This is a genomic window from Jiella endophytica (genome assembly GCF_004519335.1).
GTDB classification, from domain to species: domain Bacteria; phylum Pseudomonadota; class Alphaproteobacteria; order Rhizobiales; family Rhizobiaceae; genus Jiella; species Jiella endophytica.
Genome location: NZ_SOZD01000001.1, coordinates 922,987 through 938,707 on the forward strand (window position 1 = coordinate 922,987; position 15,721 = coordinate 938,707).

16 protein-coding genes are annotated in these 15,721 nt (G+C 67.0%); 14 read left to right on the top strand and 2 right to left on the bottom strand.

Annotation, left to right across the window (positions count from 1 at the left end):
* Positions 1–107 precede the first annotated feature (107 nt).
* The 4 genes from E3C22_RS04345 to E3C22_RS04360 are packed head-to-tail and all read left to right on the top strand — an operon-like array spanning position 108 to position 3,182.
* A complete protein-coding gene (locus E3C22_RS04345; protein ID WP_134760542.1) occupies positions 108–854 on the top strand; it encodes a maleate cis-trans isomerase family protein in 747 nt (248 codons plus the stop codon).
* A 29-nt stretch (positions 855–883) separates the two neighbouring features.
* Positions 884–1,765, top strand: a complete 882-nt coding sequence (locus E3C22_RS04350; protein ID WP_134760544.1) for an isocitrate lyase/PEP mutase family protein — start codon at positions 884–886, stop codon at positions 1,763–1,765.
* A gap of 26 nt (positions 1,766–1,791) precedes the next feature.
* Positions 1,792–2,442 (top strand): isochorismatase family protein, encoded by a 651-nt coding sequence (locus E3C22_RS04355; RefSeq protein WP_245514757.1) that lies wholly within the window; start codon positions 1,792–1,794, stop codon positions 2,440–2,442.
* On the top strand, positions 2,439–3,182 hold the full coding sequence (locus E3C22_RS04360; RefSeq protein ID WP_134760548.1) for an SDR family NAD(P)-dependent oxidoreductase: 744 nt from the start codon (positions 2,439–2,441) through the stop codon (positions 3,180–3,182). The genes E3C22_RS04355 and E3C22_RS04360 overlap by 4 nt, the downstream gene beginning before the upstream one ends.
* Positions 3,183–3,230: 48 nt before the next feature.
* Here E3C22_RS04360 and E3C22_RS04365 read toward each other — a convergent pair whose 3' ends face one another.
* Complete coding sequence (locus E3C22_RS04365; protein WP_134760550.1) at positions 3,231–3,665, bottom strand: MarR family winged helix-turn-helix transcriptional regulator; 435 nt, start codon at positions 3,663–3,665, stop codon at positions 3,231–3,233.
* A gap of 342 nt (positions 3,666–4,007) precedes the next feature.
* Here E3C22_RS04365 and E3C22_RS04370 point away from each other — a divergent pair, with 342 nt between their 5' ends.
* The 10 genes from E3C22_RS04370 (at position 4,008) to E3C22_RS04415 (ending at position 14,941) form a co-directional block, all read left to right on the top strand.
* Positions 4,008–5,045, top strand: coding sequence for a substrate-binding domain-containing protein (locus E3C22_RS04370; protein ID WP_134760553.1), 1,038 nt, complete (start codon positions 4,008–4,010; stop codon positions 5,043–5,045).
* A 119-nt stretch (positions 5,046–5,164) separates the two neighbouring features.
* Complete coding sequence (locus tag E3C22_RS04375) at positions 5,165–6,406, top strand: urea ABC transporter substrate-binding protein (protein ID WP_134760555.1); 1,242 nt, start codon at positions 5,165–5,167, stop codon at positions 6,404–6,406.
* A gap of 176 nt (positions 6,407–6,582) precedes the next feature.
* On the top strand, positions 6,583–7,449 hold the full coding sequence (locus E3C22_RS04380) for a branched-chain amino acid ABC transporter permease (protein WP_134760557.1): 867 nt from the start codon (positions 6,583–6,585) through the stop codon (positions 7,447–7,449).
* 2 nt (positions 7,450–7,451) lie between these two features.
* Positions 7,452–8,531, top strand: coding sequence for an ABC transporter permease subunit (locus E3C22_RS04385; RefSeq protein ID WP_134760559.1), 1,080 nt, complete (start codon positions 7,452–7,454; stop codon positions 8,529–8,531).
* 4 nt (positions 8,532–8,535) lie between these two features.
* Positions 8,536–9,276: an ATP-binding cassette domain-containing protein gene (locus tag E3C22_RS04390; RefSeq protein ID WP_134760561.1), complete on the top strand. Its 741-nt coding sequence runs from the start codon at positions 8,536–8,538 to the stop codon at positions 9,274–9,276.
* Positions 9,273–9,974: an ABC transporter ATP-binding protein gene (locus tag E3C22_RS04395; RefSeq protein ID WP_134760563.1), complete on the top strand. Its 702-nt coding sequence runs from the start codon at positions 9,273–9,275 to the stop codon at positions 9,972–9,974. Before E3C22_RS04390 ends, E3C22_RS04395 begins: the two co-directional genes overlap by 4 nt.
* Positions 9,975–10,066: 92 nt before the next feature.
* Positions 10,067–11,581 (top strand): amidase, encoded by a 1,515-nt coding sequence (locus E3C22_RS04400; protein WP_134760565.1) that lies wholly within the window; start codon positions 10,067–10,069, stop codon positions 11,579–11,581.
* Positions 11,581–11,883 carry a putative quinol monooxygenase gene (locus E3C22_RS04405; RefSeq protein WP_134760567.1) on the top strand — a complete coding sequence of 101 codons (303 nt, stop codon included), beginning with the start codon at positions 11,581–11,583 and terminating at the stop codon, positions 11,881–11,883. The genes E3C22_RS04400 and E3C22_RS04405 overlap by 1 nt, the downstream gene beginning before the upstream one ends.
* Entirely contained in the window at positions 11,880–13,505 is a 1,626-nt protein-coding gene (locus tag E3C22_RS04410) for a GMC family oxidoreductase (protein WP_245514758.1), read from the top strand. The genes E3C22_RS04405 and E3C22_RS04410 overlap by 4 nt, the downstream gene beginning before the upstream one ends.
* A gap of 41 nt (positions 13,506–13,546) precedes the next feature.
* Entirely contained in the window at positions 13,547–14,941 is a 1,395-nt protein-coding gene (locus tag E3C22_RS04415) for an amidase (RefSeq protein ID WP_134760569.1), read from the top strand.
* A 57-nt stretch (positions 14,942–14,998) separates the two neighbouring features.
* Here E3C22_RS04415 and E3C22_RS04420 read toward each other — a convergent pair whose 3' ends face one another.
* Entirely contained in the window at positions 14,999–15,355 is a 357-nt protein-coding gene (locus tag E3C22_RS04420) for a helix-turn-helix domain-containing protein (protein ID WP_134760571.1), read from the bottom strand.
* Between the last annotated feature and the right edge of the window lie 366 nt (positions 15,356–15,721).

The window sequence follows — 15,721 nt, forward strand, 5'->3', positions numbered from 1 at the left end:
TCTCCGCGCCTTCATCCTGTCGCCTGCTCTGCCTCGCCACGATTTATCTGGACAAATACGCAAGTGGCGTGGCAACTGGTCTTTAACAACCGTCAGCGTCCAAGCCAATGCCCTCGCGTCACCAATCGACCTATTCCACCCGCGCCAAGCTCGGGCTGATCGTGCCGCCGACCAACACCGTCAACGAGGCGGAATGGGTCCGCATGGCGCCCGAGGGCGTCACCATCCACAGCCATCGGGTGCGGCTTCACGCCGATACGGCGAGCCCTGCCGGCCAGGCGGCCCTGCTGAGCGATCTCGACGAAGCCGTCGGCCTCGTCGCCCAGACCGGCGCCGATGCCGTCGCCTATGCCTGCACAGCCGGGTCGATGGTGACGCCGGCAGCGAGCCTGCAGGACGAACTCACCGAGCGCACCGGAACGCCCTGCGTCACCACTTCGGCGGCGATCGTCGCCGCGCTTTCAGCACTCGGCGCCAGGCGCATCTCGGTCGCGACCCCCTATGCCGAAACGCTCAATGCCCATGAGGCGGAGTTCCTCGCCGTTCACGGCTTCGACGTCCTGTCGATCGCCGGCCTCGGCATCGGCGCCGGTGGCCCGTCGGAATATCCGCGGATCGCCAGAACGCCGCTCGACGCCGTCGCGGATCATGCGCGAAACGCCTTCTCGCCGGAGAGCGACGCCCTTCTGATCGCCTGCACCGACTTTCCCACCCTGCCGCTCGTCGCCCGGCTCGAAGCCGAACTCGGCGTTCCGGTGGTGACGTCCAACCAGGCGACCTTCTGGTCGATGCTGCGCGTTGCCGGGATCGACGACCGCTTCGAACGTTTCGGCCGGCTGCTCGCCGAGCATTGAATTTCAAACAAAGGGAGAAGACCCGCCCCATGGCCGACAAAGCCCTGAAACAAGCCCTTGCCGCCGGCACCTTCGTCACCGCCCCCGGCGTGTTCGAACTGATCTCCGCGATGATCGCCGACACGATGGGGTTCAAGGCGCTGTATGTCACCGGCTACGGGACGGTCGCCTCGCATCTCGGCCTGCCCGATGCCGGCCTTGCCACCTACACCGACATGCTCGGGCGGATCGCCACCATCGTCGAGCGGACGAGGACACCGGTGATCGCCGATGCCGACACCGGCTATGGCGGCCTCCTCAATGTCCGCCACACGGTGCGGGGCTACGAGCAGGCGGGCGTTTCGGCGATCCAGCTGGAGGACCAGGAATTTCCCAAGAAATGCGGCCATACGCCGAACCGCCGGGTGATCCCGCTCAAGGACATGCTGCAGAAGATCGAGGTCGCCGTCGACAGCCGGAGGAGCGACGACTTCCTGATCATCGCCCGCACCGACTCGCGCACCTCGCTCGGCATCGACGAGGCGATCCGCCGCGGCAAGGCCTTCGCCAAGGCGGGCGCCGACATCGTCTTCGTGGAATCGCCGGAGAGCGAAGAGGAGATGCAGCGGGTCTGCGAGGCGATCGACGCGCCGCTGCTCGCCAACATGGTCAATGGCGGGCGCACGCCGCTGCTCTCGGCCGAGCGGCTGCAGTCGCTCGGCTATGCGATCGGCATCCACCCTGCCGTCGGCTTCCTGGCGATGGGCGCTGCGCTGAAGCATGCCTATGCCGATCTTGCCGAGAATGGCGAGACGACGAGCGCCGTCGAACTCCACGACTTCTCCCGCTTCAACGAGCTTCTCGGCTTTCCGGAAGTGTGGGAGTTCGAGAAGCGCTACGCCCGGCAGGAAGCCGCCAACGCGGCCGAATGAGGCGAAAGAGACGAGGAGCCAGCGCTTTGACAGACGACCTTTCCGAGAACTATGCGAAGGCCTACGGCCACAAGGCCGGCTTCGGCAAACGCCCGGCGCTGATCCTGATCGATTTCGCCCATGCCTATTTCGACCCGGACTGCGATCTTTATGCCGGCGTCGACGCGGCGCTCGCCTCGGCGCTGCGGGTGCGAGAGGCGGCTCACGCCGCCCACGTGCCGGTCGTGCTCACCGAGGTGACCTATCAAAAAGGCGGCAGGAACGGTGGCCGCTTCTTCGAAAAGGCGATGCCGCTGAAAGCCTTCGTCAAGGGCGAGCGGACCGCCGCCTTTGCCGACGGGCTGGTGCCGCGAGAGGACGAGATCATCGTCTCCAAGCAGTATCCGTCAGCCTTCTTCGGCACCTCCCTCGCCTCCACCCTCACCGCCGGCGGCCATGACAGCGTCATCCTGACAGGCCTCACCACATCGGGCTGCGTCCGGGCGAGCTGCGTCGACGCGATGTCCCACGGCTTCACCACCATCGTCGTCGCCGATGCCTGCGGCGACAGGCATCCGGCGCCCCACGAGGCCAACCTGTTCGACATGAACGCCAAATATGCCGACGTCGTCTCGGAGACGGAGATCCTCGCTTATCTGAAGACACTCTCCGCCAGCCGGGCTGAGGCCCGCGCGTGAGCGGCTTTTCGACGATCGCCATCCTTGGCGCTGCCGGCGGCATCGGCCGCCGGCTTCTCTCCGAGCTCAGGGATCGCGGCCACGAGACGATCGCGCTCGACCTGCCGGCCTCCCTCGAGCGGCATCGGCTGGAAGGCCGCAGCATCGCCATCGACATTCTTGACGAAGCCTCGATCGAAAACGCCTTCGGGGAACTCGCAGGCGACGGCGAAGGGCTCGACGGCTTCGTCAATCTCGCCGGCTACAATGCCAGGCTGACGCCGCTCGCCGCGATGGACACAGGCTATTTCGACGACGTCATCGCCGGCAATCTGCGCGGCGCCTTCCTCGCCGCACGTGCCGCAAAGCCGCTGCTCGAGCGCGGCCGCAACGCCAGCCTGGTGATGGTTTCCTCCGGCCTCGCCGCTCATGTGCGGCCCGGCTACGGGGCCTATTCGGCGGCGAAAGCGGCGATTGTCGCGATGACCAAGACGCTGGCGCTGGAATGGGCGCCGACGGTCCGGGTGAATGCCGTGGCGCCGGGCCTCGTCGACACGGCCTTTCTGCGCGGCGGCACGGGACGGTCCGACGAGGACGGGGCGAGCGTGGTCGATCTCGACGCCTATCGCGGGATGACGCCGCTCGGCCGGATCGCTTTGCCGGACGACGTCACCGGGCCGGTCCGCTTCCTGCTCGGCGAAGACAGCCGCTTCATGACCGGCCAGGTGCTCTGGGTGAATGGCGGCGGCTACATGCCGTGAGGGGCGACGCCTCACCGCTGCGCGGCGCGCCGTCTTCCATCCGAACGTTCACTGCCGGTCGGCGAGGATGCCGCGCAGCAGCTCGCTCAGCCGGGCCGTCTCGCTGTCGCTGAGGCCCTCCGTGACGACCCGACGCTCGCTCTCCACCAGCGGCGAGAGCTCGCCGAAATGCGCCCGCCCCTTGTCGGAGAGAAAGACCAGGACGCGGCGGCGGTCGCGGGCATCCGGCGCGCGGTAGACGAGACCGGCGGCGACCATCCGGTCGACGATCTTGGTCAGCGTCGGCAGATCGACGAAGACCGACGGCGCCAGCTCGCCCATCGCCTGCCCGTCCTGGCGCATCAGGCTCGCCAGCAGGCGGTATTGCTCGATCCGCGCCCCGGCCGGCTTGAGGCGTGCCTCGACCGCGGTGTCCAACCTCCGGTTGACCCCGGCAATGAGCTCCGAGAGGCCGTGAGGGTCCTGGTCGGGCGAGGTTTTCATGGAATCCTCCGAGATACTGGATTTTTCATATATTCCGGCGATCCCCCGAAAGGCAATTTCGAATTGTTCGCCTCGGGCCTTCGTCCCCATGACAGGCGAGAGCTGCCGATCACGGTCGGCGACCCGCCGGCTCAGATCTGGTCCTGACCGACGCTGATCCTGTTGGCAGCGATGCCCATGATTCGCGCATGTCTTCGGCGCCGCAGCCGTGAAAGCACCTTGGCGGCGGCTTTCGGCCGGCCCGGCGGCTTGCGCCGCAACTGGCACGCGACATGCAGGCGTTGTTCGAATGGGTCGTGACGGAGCCGGAATCCAACGGATCGCCGGCGCTGGGAGTAGCGTATGCGACGTATCGGGCTGTTGATTCAACAAAGCGGACCGGCTGGCATCTGGGCCCCCTCGGCGCAGGCCTGCGCCCGGCTGGCCGTGGAGGAGATCAACGTCGTCTGCGGCCTGCTCGGTCACGACGTCGACCTCACCGTGATGGACGCCGGCGTCAGCGCCGCAAGCGCCGCCGAGGCGGTGGACTTCTCCATCGACATCGACGAGATCGACGCGCTCGTTGGGATGATGCCGAGCTACCAGCGGGCGGCCGTCTCCTCGGCGGTCGGCGGCCGAATCCCCTTCATCTACACCCCGCAATTCGAGGGGCTGGAGCGCGACCGGGCGATCGTCACCGTCGGCGAAACCTCGCGTGAGCTGCTCGAGCCGGGGATCGACTGGCTGTGGGAAAACAAGGGCGCCCGGCGCTATTTCCTCGTCGGCAACGACTATGTCTGGCCGCGCGAGACCTTCGCGACGGCGAGCCGCATCGTCGCCGACAAGGGCGGCGAAATCGTCGGCGAGCGGCTCGTCCCCTTCGGCTATGACGACTACGACCGGCTGTTCGCCGAGATCCGGGCGAGCCGGGCCGATGTGGTGGTGCCCTATTTCCTCGGCGCCGAGGCCGTGTCCTTCAACCGCAGCTTCGCCGAGGTCGGCCTCGCGGCGAAGCACCTGCGCTTCTCGTCGGCGATCGACGAGACGGTGATCTACGGCATCGGGCCGGACGCGACGGAGAACCTCTATCTCTCCTCGGGCTATTTCGCCTGCCTCGATTCCCGCAACAACCGCTCCTTCCTCGAGCGCTACCACACCCGCTTCGGCGAGACGCCGCCGCCGGTCAACGCCTTCGGCCAATCCTGCTACGAGGGGATCTACTGTCTGCTGGCGCTTGCCGAGGCGGCCGGCGATCTTGCGGTTCCGGCGGTCGTCGATCGCCTCGGCCGCACCTGCCAGCGTTACAGCGCGCGCGGATCGAGCGCTCCCTTCGTCGCCGGCGAGCGCCAGCCTATCCATGTCGCGGCGGTCGACGGCATGGACCTCACCCTGCTGCGCTGAGGCAGCAGCTATCGACCACGCTGCGGCAATCCTGCTGCGGCGCAAAATTTTGTTTGCAATTTCAAAATTTGTGTTTTCAAATATCCTCCGTACCGCGATCGGTCATGAAGGGGTCCGCAATGACGTTCACTCGCCGCAAGTTCCTGAAGACGACGATGTCCGCCTCCGCGGCACTGGCGGCTCCTGCCATCTCGACCCGATACGCCTTCGGCGCCGAGGATCCGATCAAGGTCGGCAGCCTGCTCGACCAGTCCGGCGCGATCGCCTCTTCCGGCGTCACCATGGTCACGGCGATGGAACAGGGCATTGCCGAGATCAACGAGGCCGGCGGCCTGCTCGGACGCCCGCTGCAGCTGATCCAGTACGACACCCAGTCAAACATCCAGCTCTATTCGCAATATGCCCAGCAGTTGGCGCTGAAGGACCGGGTCGACGTCGTCCATGGCGGCATCACCTCGGCTTCGCGCGAGGCGATCCGCCCGACCTTCGACCGCTTCCGCGTGCTTTATTTCTACAACGTTCTTTATGAGGGCGGCGTCTGCGACCGCGATTGCTTCTGCACCGGCACGACGCCGGCCCAGACGGTCGAGAAGCTCGTGCCCTATGCCATGAAGAACAGCGGCAAGAAGGCCTACATCCTCGCCGCCGACTACAACTACGGCCAGATCACCGCCAAGTGGATGACGAAATACATGCAGGACAACGGCGGCGAGGTGCTCTCCGTCGACTTCTTCCCGCTCGACGTCACCAATTTCGGCTCAACCATCTCGAAGATCCAGGAGGCCAAGCCCGACCTCATCCTGTCGGCGCTGGTGGGCGGCAACCACGTCTCCTTCTATCGCCAGTGGCAGTCCGCCGGCATGAAGGACCAGATTCCCATCGCCTCGACGACCTTCGGCCTCGTCAACGAGCCGTCGACGGTCGACGCCGCGGTCAGCGAAGGGATCTACGGCTGCTACGGCTATTACGAGGAGCTGGAGACGCCGGAAAGCACCGCCTTCGTCGACAAGCTGAAGAAGCGCTGGCCGCAGATCCCCTATATCAGCGAGCTGACCGCAGCGACCTACGAGGGGCTCTATCTCTGGGCCGAGGGCGTCAAGAAGGCCGGCTCGATCGACCGGATGAAGGTGATCGAGGCGCTGGAGGGCGGCGTGTCCTTCAAGGGACCGAGCGGCGAGGTGAAGCTCGACCCCGCCACCCATCACACCGTGCGCAACGCCTATCTGGCGCAGGTGAAGGACCGCAAGTGGAACGTGCTCGAGACCTTCGACGCCGTTCCGCCCTCCGATACGGCGATGGTCTGCGACCTCTCCGAGAACCCGGACGACAATCAGCAATACGTCATCGATATCAAATCATAACGGCGCGTTCCTGAAGCATCGCATGCAGACGTGAACGGGCCTGAAGGGCGAAGTCACGCCCAACCGCTGGCAGCATGGCCCGGCCGCGGGCCGGTCTGTCGCGCGGCCACGACATCAGACGGAACGCGGCGGGCCGACCGCCGCATCCTCCTCTCACCGACCGGAAGCTGACCGACATGGATCTCGCCGCCCTCGTGGCGCTCAACGTCGTCAACGGCGCCGCCTCGCTGGTCCTGCTCTGCCTCGGACTGGCGATCATCTTCGGCATGATGCGGATCATCAATCTCGCCCATGGCGAGTTCGTGATGCTCGGCGCCTATGCTGCGGTGATCTCGGCCAATGCCGGGGTCAACATCTATATCGCCATGCTGATCGTCGCACCGCTCTGCGTCGGCCTCGTCGGCCTGATCGTCGAGCGCTGCCTGATCCGCTTCCTCTATGGCCGGCTGGTCGATTCCATGCTTGCCACCTGGGGGCTCAGCCTGCTGATCGTCGGTATCGTCACGACGATCTTCGGCAACACCATGCAGGGCGTGCCGACGCCGCTCGGCGGCTTCTCGATCGGCGCCTACCGCACCTCCTGGTACACGATCTTCCTCGCCGCCGTGGCGCTGGTGGTGCTCGCCGCGATCTACGGCGTGCTGCGCTACACCCGCTTCGGCCTCGTCGCCCGGGCGGTGATGCAGAACCCTGAGATGGCGGCCGTCCTCGGCGTCAATCCCGCCCGCATCTACATGGCGACCTTCTCCCTCGGCGCCGCCGTCACCGGGCTTGCCGGCGGCGTTCTCGCGCCGGTCTCCGGCATCACTCCGGTGATGGGCGGGGCCTATGTCGCCAAGGCCTTCATCACCGTCGTCGGCGGCGGCGCGGCGATCATCTCCGGCACCACCTCGGCCTCGGCGCTGTTCGGCCTCGTCAACCAGCTCGGCGCCTATTTCACGACGCCCGTCTATGGCGAAGTCATTCTCTTCATCGCTGCGACGGTGCTGATCCGGCTGATGCCGCAGGGCATTTCCGGCCGCTTCTTCCGGGGGACGATCTGAGCATGACCGAACCCGTCAAGTTGACCCTCCAGTGCGTCGCCGTCCTTTTCGCCTGCGTCGTCGTCGGCCTCCTGCCCTTCTACATCGATCTCTTCGAGCTGATGCAGTACACGCTGTTCTGCTCGATGGCGGTGCTGGCGCTCAGCCTCGGCTTCATCTGGGGCTTCGGCGGCATCCTCTCCTTCGGACAGACCGCCTTCTTCGGCCTCGGCGCCTATTCCTACGCGGTGGCGGCGATCAATTTCGGCGATTCCACCCCTGCGATCGGGCTCGCCATCCTGATCCCGGCGCTGTTCGCCCTGGCGCTCGGCTATTTCGTCTTCTACGGCCAGATCAGCGACGTCTATCTCGGCGTCATCACCCTCACCGTCACGCTGATCCTCTTCAACGTCTTCAACTCGACGGCCGGCGACGCCTACACGATCGGCTCGGCGCGGCTCGGCGGCTTCAACGGCATGCCGGCAGTGCCGACCTTCAACATGCCCTTCGATCCGTCGAACATCCTGTTCCCCGAACAGTCCTGGTACGTCACCGGCGGCGCGCTGATCGCCATCTATGTCGGGCTGCGGCTCCTGCTTCGCAGTCCCTTCGGGCGGGTGGCGATCGCCGTCAAGGAAAACGAGACGCGGGCGGCGCTGCTCGGCTACGACCCCCGCCTCGTCAAGCTGCTCGTCTTCGTCATCGGCGGCGCCATCGCAGGCTTTGCCGGGGCGCTCTACGTCAACTGGGGCGCCTTTGTCGGCCCGACGATCTTCGCGCTGTCGCTGTCGGCGGAGATCATCATCTGGATCTGCATCGGCGGGCTCGGAACGCTGGTCGGCCCGATCGTCGGCTGCTTCCTGATCGAATATCTGGTCTCGCAGATCGGCACCCAGCAGGCGGTCAATTCCAACCTCGTGCTCGGCGCGATCCTCGTCGTCTTCGTCGTCCTCCTGCCGAAGGGTCTGGTGCCGACGATCCGCGACGGCCTTTTGGCGCTCGGCCGCCTCGGCGCCGGACGCAGCCGCAGAGGCGATGCTGCGCGAGGGCACGAGATCGTCGACGAAGGCCCGGCCGGTGCTCAGCCGGCAGGAGCGGAGTGACCCCATGGCCGAGATCCTGCCGCTCCTCCAGACCAGCCATCTGACCATGCGCTTCGGCGGCGTCGTCGCCAATGACGATGTCAACTTCACCCTCGAGGAAATGGAGCTGCGCTGCCTGATCGGCCCGAACGGCGCCGGCAAGAGCACCTTCTTCAAGATGCTGACCGGCCAGCTGACGCCGAGCGAGGGCACCATCCGCTTCCGCGAAAATCCGATCGCCGGCAACCTGCCCCATCAGATCGCCAGGCTCGGCATCGGCATCAAGACGCAGATCCCCAACGTCTTCAACGGCCTGTCGGTGCGCGAGAACGTCTGGCTGGCGGCAAGGCGCGCCGCCCGCCGCGACGCCTCGGCCAAGCGCGCGGCGGAAATCGTCGACGAGGTGCTCCAGCGCATCGTCCTCACCGATCTTGCCGACGCGGTCGTCGGCCAGCTTTCCCACGGCCAGCGCCAGTGGGTGGAGATCGGCACGGTGCTCGCCGCCGAGCCCGAACTCATCCTCCTCGACGAGCCGGCCGCGGGCATGACCGACGAGGAAACCGTCAGGACCGCCGAGATCATCGCCGAGATCAACAAGACGCGGGCGCTGATCGTCGTCGAGCATGACATGGAGTTCATCCGGATGATCGCCAAGAAGGTCACGGTCTTCCACCAGGGCCGCATCATGATGGAGGACACCGTCGAGGCGGTGCTCGCCGACAGCCGCGTCCGCGACGTCTATCTCGGCAAGAAGGTGGCGGCATGAGCCCGCTGCTGGAAGTCGCTGGCCTGCGCGCCGGCTATGGCCGCGTCCCGATCCTCGCCGGCATCTCCTTGGCCATGGCCGAGGGCGAGTTTCTCGGCATCCTCGGCCACAATGGCATGGGCAAGACGACGCTGATGAAGACGATCATGGGTTCGATCCCGGCAACCGCCGGATCGATCCGCTTTGCCGGCGAGGATGTCACCGGACTTGCCACCCATCGCCGCTCGCGGCTCGGCCTCGGGCTGGTGCCGCAGGGCCGGGAGATCTTTCCGACGCTGAGCGTCGAAGAGAATCTGCGTATGGGCCTTGCCGCGGCGAAGCGCGAGGACCGGGCGCTCATCGACGAGGTGCTTGAGGATTTTCCGCGGCTGGTGCGCCTGCTCGACCGGCGCGGCGGCGCCCTTTCCGGCGGCGAACAGCAGCTTCTGGCGCTTGCCCGCTGCCTCTGCGCCCGTCCGAAGCTCATCCTTCTCGACGAGCCGACCGAAGGCATCCAGCCCTCGATCATCGAGGAGATGATCGAGACGCTGCAGGCGCTGCGCCGGCGCTGGTCGTTGTCGATGATCATCGTCGAGCAGAACCTCGACTTCATCACCCAGCTCTCCGACAGCGTCCTGTCGATCCAGAAGGGCCGGATCACCGGCGAAGTCGACCGGGAGCGGCTGATCGCGGGGGACGTCGCCATGATCCCGGCCTGACCCTGCAACACCGCCGGCGGGGCCGAAGGCCCGGCTGGCGACACGACAAGATCCGACACCTCTCACAGCTCGTTCGCGAGAAAGGGAAAGCCATGTCCATCACCCGCCCAACCGCGGCCGAAGTCGCCGAACTCGCAAGTGACCTCTATCTGTCGATGTCGCTCGAGGAGGCCGGCCAGTACCGCGCCCTCATGGACGGCATGTTTGCCGCCTACGACATCGTCGACGCGATGCCGGACATGGTGCCGCCGGTCACCTATCCCCGCACGCCCGGCTACCGGCCGAGCGGCGAGGAAAACCAGTATGGCGCCTGGTACTACAAGAGCGAGGTGAAGGGCGCGCCTGACGGCAAGCTTGCCGGCAAGACCGTCGCCCTGAAGGACAATGTGGCGCTGGCCGGCGTTCCGATGATGAACGGCGCCTCGACGCTGGAAGGCTTCGTGCCGACCTATGACGCGACCATCGTCACCCGCATGCTCGACGCCGGGGCGACGATCAAGGGCAAGGCGGTGTGCGAGCAGTTCTGCCTGTCCGGCGGCAGCCACACCTCCGACCCCGGGCCCGTCCACAATCCCCGCAAGATGGGCTATTCGGCCGGCGGCTCGTCCTCGGGCAGCGCCGCGCTGGTCGCGGCCGGCGAGGTCGACATGGCGATCGGCGGCGATCAGGGCGGCTCGATCCGCATCCCGGCGGCCTATTGCGGCATCTACGGCATGAAGGCGACCCACGGCCTCGTCCCCTATACCGGGGTGATGCCGATCGAGACGACCATCGACCACACCGGACCGATGACCGCCACCGTCGCCGACAACGCCCTGCTCCTGGAAGTTCTGGCCGGCGCCGACGGCCTCGATCCGCGGCAATATGCGCCGAAGGTCGGCGCCTATACCGAGGCGCTCGGCAAGGGCGTCCGCGGGCTGAAGATCGGCGTGCTGAAGGAAGGGTTCGAGGTCCCCGGCACTGAAGAAGGCGTCAAGGACAAGGTCAAGGCGGCGGCCGAGCGCCTTGCGGGGCTCGGCGCCGAGATCAGCGAGATCTCGATCCCCGAGCATCCCCTGACGGCCGCGGTGTGGAATCCGATCACGCTTGAAGGCTTCACCGCCCAGATGATGCACGGCAACGGCATGGGCTTCAACTGGAAGGGCCAGTACGATGTCGGCCTGTTCGACGCCCATTCGGCCTGGCGCAGCAAGGCGGACGATCTGTCGAAGACGCTGAAGATCTGCATGCTGGTCGGCCAGTGGGGCCTCTCCCACTATCGCGGCCGCTACTATGCCAAGGCGCAAAATCTCGCCCGCCGGATGAAGGCTGCCTACGACGCGCAGTTCGCCGACTACGACCTCCTCTTGATGCCGACCCTGCCGATGGTCGCGACCAGGATCCCGGCACCCGACGCGTCGCTCGAGGAAGTGGTCGCCCGGGCCTTCGAGATGGTCGCCGCGACCTGCCAGTTCGACGTCACCGGCCATCCGGCGATGTCGATCCCCTGCGGGCTGTCGGACGACCTGCCGGTTGGCATGATGCTGGTCGCCAAGGACTACGACGAGGCGGTGATCTACCAGGCGGCAGCGGCCTTCGAGGCAGAGGGCGACTGGACGGCCTTCTGATGATCACCATCACCGCCGTCATCACGGCAAAGGCCGGGTCGGAGGACGTCATGCGCGACGCCCTCCTGACGGTCGCAGCGCATGTCGCGGCGAACGAGCCCGAGACGATCGGCTTCTTCGTCTCGCAGGATGCTGGCGATCCGCGGCGCTTCACCACCTATGAGCGCTTTGCCGACGAGTCCGCGATGGACCGGCACAACGGCTCGGATGTCGTCGCGGCGTTCTTCGCGGCGGCAAAGCCGATCCTCGACGGCGACGTCGTGCTCGTCACAGCGAGGGAACTCTCGGCGAAGGCCGGGTGAGCGGGCTGATGGCCGGCGCTCCGACCTTCGATACGATCATCGTCGGTGCAGGCTCGGCCGGATGCGTGCTGGCGGGGCGGCTCTCAGTCGATCCTTCCCGCCGCATCCTCCTCGTCGAGGCGGGCGGCCAGCCGCCCGAGGCCGCGGCGATTCCCTCGGACTGGCCGACGCTGTTCGACACCCATGTCGACTGGGGCTTTCACACCGAGGCGCAGCCCGGCTGCCGCGGCCGGCGGATCTTCTGGCCTCGCGGCCGCATGCTCGGCGGTTCGGGCTCGATGAACGCGATGATCTACATGCGCGGTCTCGCCTCCGACTATGACGGCTGGGTGGCGATGGGCTGCCTCGGCTGGGCCTTCGAAGACGTCCTGCCGGCGTTTCTCTTTTCCGAAGACAATCCGAAATTTGCCGGCGACCCCTGGCACGGGACCGGCGGCCCCTTGCATGTCGAGGATTGCAGCTGGCTCGATCCCGGCGAGGACGCTTTCGTCGCCGCTGCCGAGGCGGCTGGCCATGCCCACAACCCGGACTTCAACGGCGCCCGGCAGGAGGGCGTCGGCACCTACCAGTTCACCATCCGCGGCGGCGAGCGCTGGGGCACCTTCCGCGCCTATCTCGAACCCGCCCTCGCCCGGCCGAACCTCACCGTCAAGACCGGCGTCACCACCACGCGCATCCGCATCGACAAGGGGCGGGCGCAGGGGATCGACTGTCTGGTCGAAGGCCGGCAGGTCCGCTTCGACGCGCCGCAGGTGATCGTCTCGGCCGGCGCGATCGGCTCGCCGCAGCTCCTGCTTCTTTCCGGCATCGGCCCGGCCGACGAACTGGCGACGATCGGCATTGCCCCGGTCGCCGACCTGCCGGGCGTCGGCAAGGACCTGCAGGATCGCATCAACATCCAGATTTCCTTTGCCGCGCGGGAGCCGATCGGCATCGGCGCCTGGAGCGACGCCGACATGGCGGCATCGCTCGAAGAGTGGCGGCGGGCGAGGACGGGCCCGCGCGTCTCGCCCTTCGTCGCCGCCGGCGGCCATGTCTGCAGCCGCTTCGCCGAAGAGCCGGACCTGCAGCTCTACGGCGCCGTCAGCCCGCATCGTGACTATGCGCGCTTTCTCTATTCCGGCGCCGGCTTCACCCTGCATTCCACCCTGCAGCGGCCGAAGAGCCGCGGCGAGATCCGGCTGCGCTCGGCCGATCCGCTCGAGGCGCCGATGATCGACCCTTGCTATTTCCTCGGCGAGGAAGCGCGGATCGACCTCGACACGCTGGTCGAGGGCGTCGAAATCAATCGCGCCATCGCCGCCAAGGAGCCGCTGGCCGGGATGATCTCCCACGAACTCAGCCCGAGCGCCGAATGCCGCTCGCTCGAGGCGATCGCGCGGCATGTTCGCGGCCACTGTTCGACACTCTATCACCCATCGAGCAGCTGCCGCATGGGGCGGGACGGGCTCGCCGTCACCGACCCCGAGACCTTCGGCGTCCACGGTGTCGATGGTCTCGCCGTGGTCGATGCCTCGGTGTTCCCGAGAATGATCTCCGCCAACCTCAACGCCACCGTCGTGATGGTCGCCGAACGCGCCGCGGCGCGCTTCGGCGCACCCGGGCTGGAGACGATCGCCTGACGGCAGCCAGCCGCCGCCGCTCAACCTGAAAGGCAGAGCCCATGGAATTCGACACGCTTCTCCAGGTTTCCGACGCGATACGGCGCCGGGAGGTCTCGCCCGTCGCGTTGACCGAGGCGATGCTCGCCCGCATCGAGCGCCTCGACGGCCACTATCACAGCTATGTCACGGTGGTCGGCGAACGCGCCGTCGCCCAGGCGGAGAAGGCCGAGAGGGAGATCGGCAAGGGGATCTGGCGCGGTCCGCTGCATGGCGTGCCGATCGCGGTGAAGGACCTCTGCAACACTACCTACGCGCCGACGACCGCCGGCACGAAGATCTATCGGGATTTCGTGCCGGACCACAACGCCACCGTCGTCGACCGGCTGGAGGCCGCTGGCGCGGTCACGCTCGGCAAGCTGACGATGACCGAGGGCGCCTATACCTCCCACCATCCGGAGGTGCAGCCGGCGATCAATCCGTGGAGCGCCGGCCACTGGACCGGCTCGTCGTCGAGCGGATCCGGCGCGGCGCCGGCGGCGGGACTTGCCTATGGATCGCTCGGATCGGACACCGGCGGCTCGATCCGCTTTCCCTCCGCCGCCTGCGCGCTCACCGGCATCAAGCCCAGCTGGGGCCGGGTCAGTCGCCATGGGGTGTTTGCGTTGGCCGATTCTCTCGATCACGTCGGGCCGATGGCCCGCTCGGCGGGGGACGCCGCGGCGATCCTCGGCGTCATCGCCGGCCTCGACCCCAACGACCCGACGACGCTCACCGCACCGGTCGGAGACTATCTCGGCGAGCTTCAGGCCGGCATTCGCGGCATGACCATCGGCATCGACCGCAGCTACGCCCTCGAGAATGTCGATCCGCAGATCGCCGAGGCGCTGTCGCAGGCCGAGGCGGTGTTCCGCTCGCTCGGCGCGACGATCCGCGAGGTCCGCTTCCCGCCGCACGAAAAGCTCGTCGAGATGTGGATCCCGATGTGCGCGGTCGAGACCGCCGTCGCCCATCGCGCCACCTATCCCGAGCGGGCCGGCGACTACGGCCCGGAGCTTGCCGGACTGATCGAGGAAGGCCGCCGGCTCGGGGGGCTCGACCTCTGCGACATCCTGCATGAGAGGCTGAAGTTCAACGGCGCCCTCGCCGCGCTGTTCACCGAGGTCGACCTGCTGCTGATCCCGACCATGCCGATGCTTCTTCCGACGCTCGAACAGCTCGCGGCCTTCGGCGAGGATCCGGCCGTCCTCGTCTCGCTGCTGCGCTTCACGGCGCCCTTCGATTTCAGCGGATTTCCGACGATCACCATGCCCAATGGCTTCGATGCGGACGGCCTGCCCCTGTCGATGCAGCTCGCCGGGCCGCCTGTCTCGGAAGGACGGCTGGCGCGCGCCGCCCATGCCTACCAGACCCAGACAGACTGGCATGCGAGGCGGCCGGCGATCCCCGAAGCCTGAGGCTGTCAGCGGCGGCCTCGCCGGCAGATTAGCGTGGAAACTGAGGCGCGAGATCCGTCAGTCGGCGATGCGGTTCGTCGTCTGCCGCATGATCTTTCGGACGAGCGTCGTCACCCGCTCGTCACGCTGGCGGGTGACCCGGGAACCTTTGGGGCGCCGCGACGCGGCCGAGGCTTGGGAATTCTGGCCGAGGCGCTCGAAGAAGGTCCAGACGGCAACGCCGAAGCAGTCCGCCAGTTCTGCCAGCCGGCCGATGCCGATGCGCGCGCCGCCGCGCTCGTAGAGGTCGATCTGGCCGACGGTCGAGGACAAAAGGAAAGCGATATCCGCCTGGGTCAGGCCGGCGGCAAGCCGCAGCTCCTTCAGCCGCTGCCCGACGACGAGATCCGTTCTGTGGTTGGTGAAGGCCGACATCTGAACGATCCTAACCGATCCGAGAGCGGCCGGCACCTTGATGCGGCCATGCCCTCACCTGCCGCTCCGCCGCCACCTTCGAGCGCGGCAGTGCTATTCCGCCAACCGCGGCGCGCCGTTCCCGCGAAGTGAGAGCGGGGCCAAGGCTCACATGCAGGACCGACAGCCTCCTCGATGTCGGCTGGCGCAACCATGCCCTCCGGCGGCGCTGCAATCCATCCACGCCCTGCTGCCCGTTCGCTAAGGCAACGTCGCCGCTATCAAGCCACCCGTCGCGGCGGACATCAACTCGAAGCATCACGGTCCCCGCGCTCCCGCGAACTTGCATGCATATATCTTCCATCGTCGCGGTTGCAACGTATGACA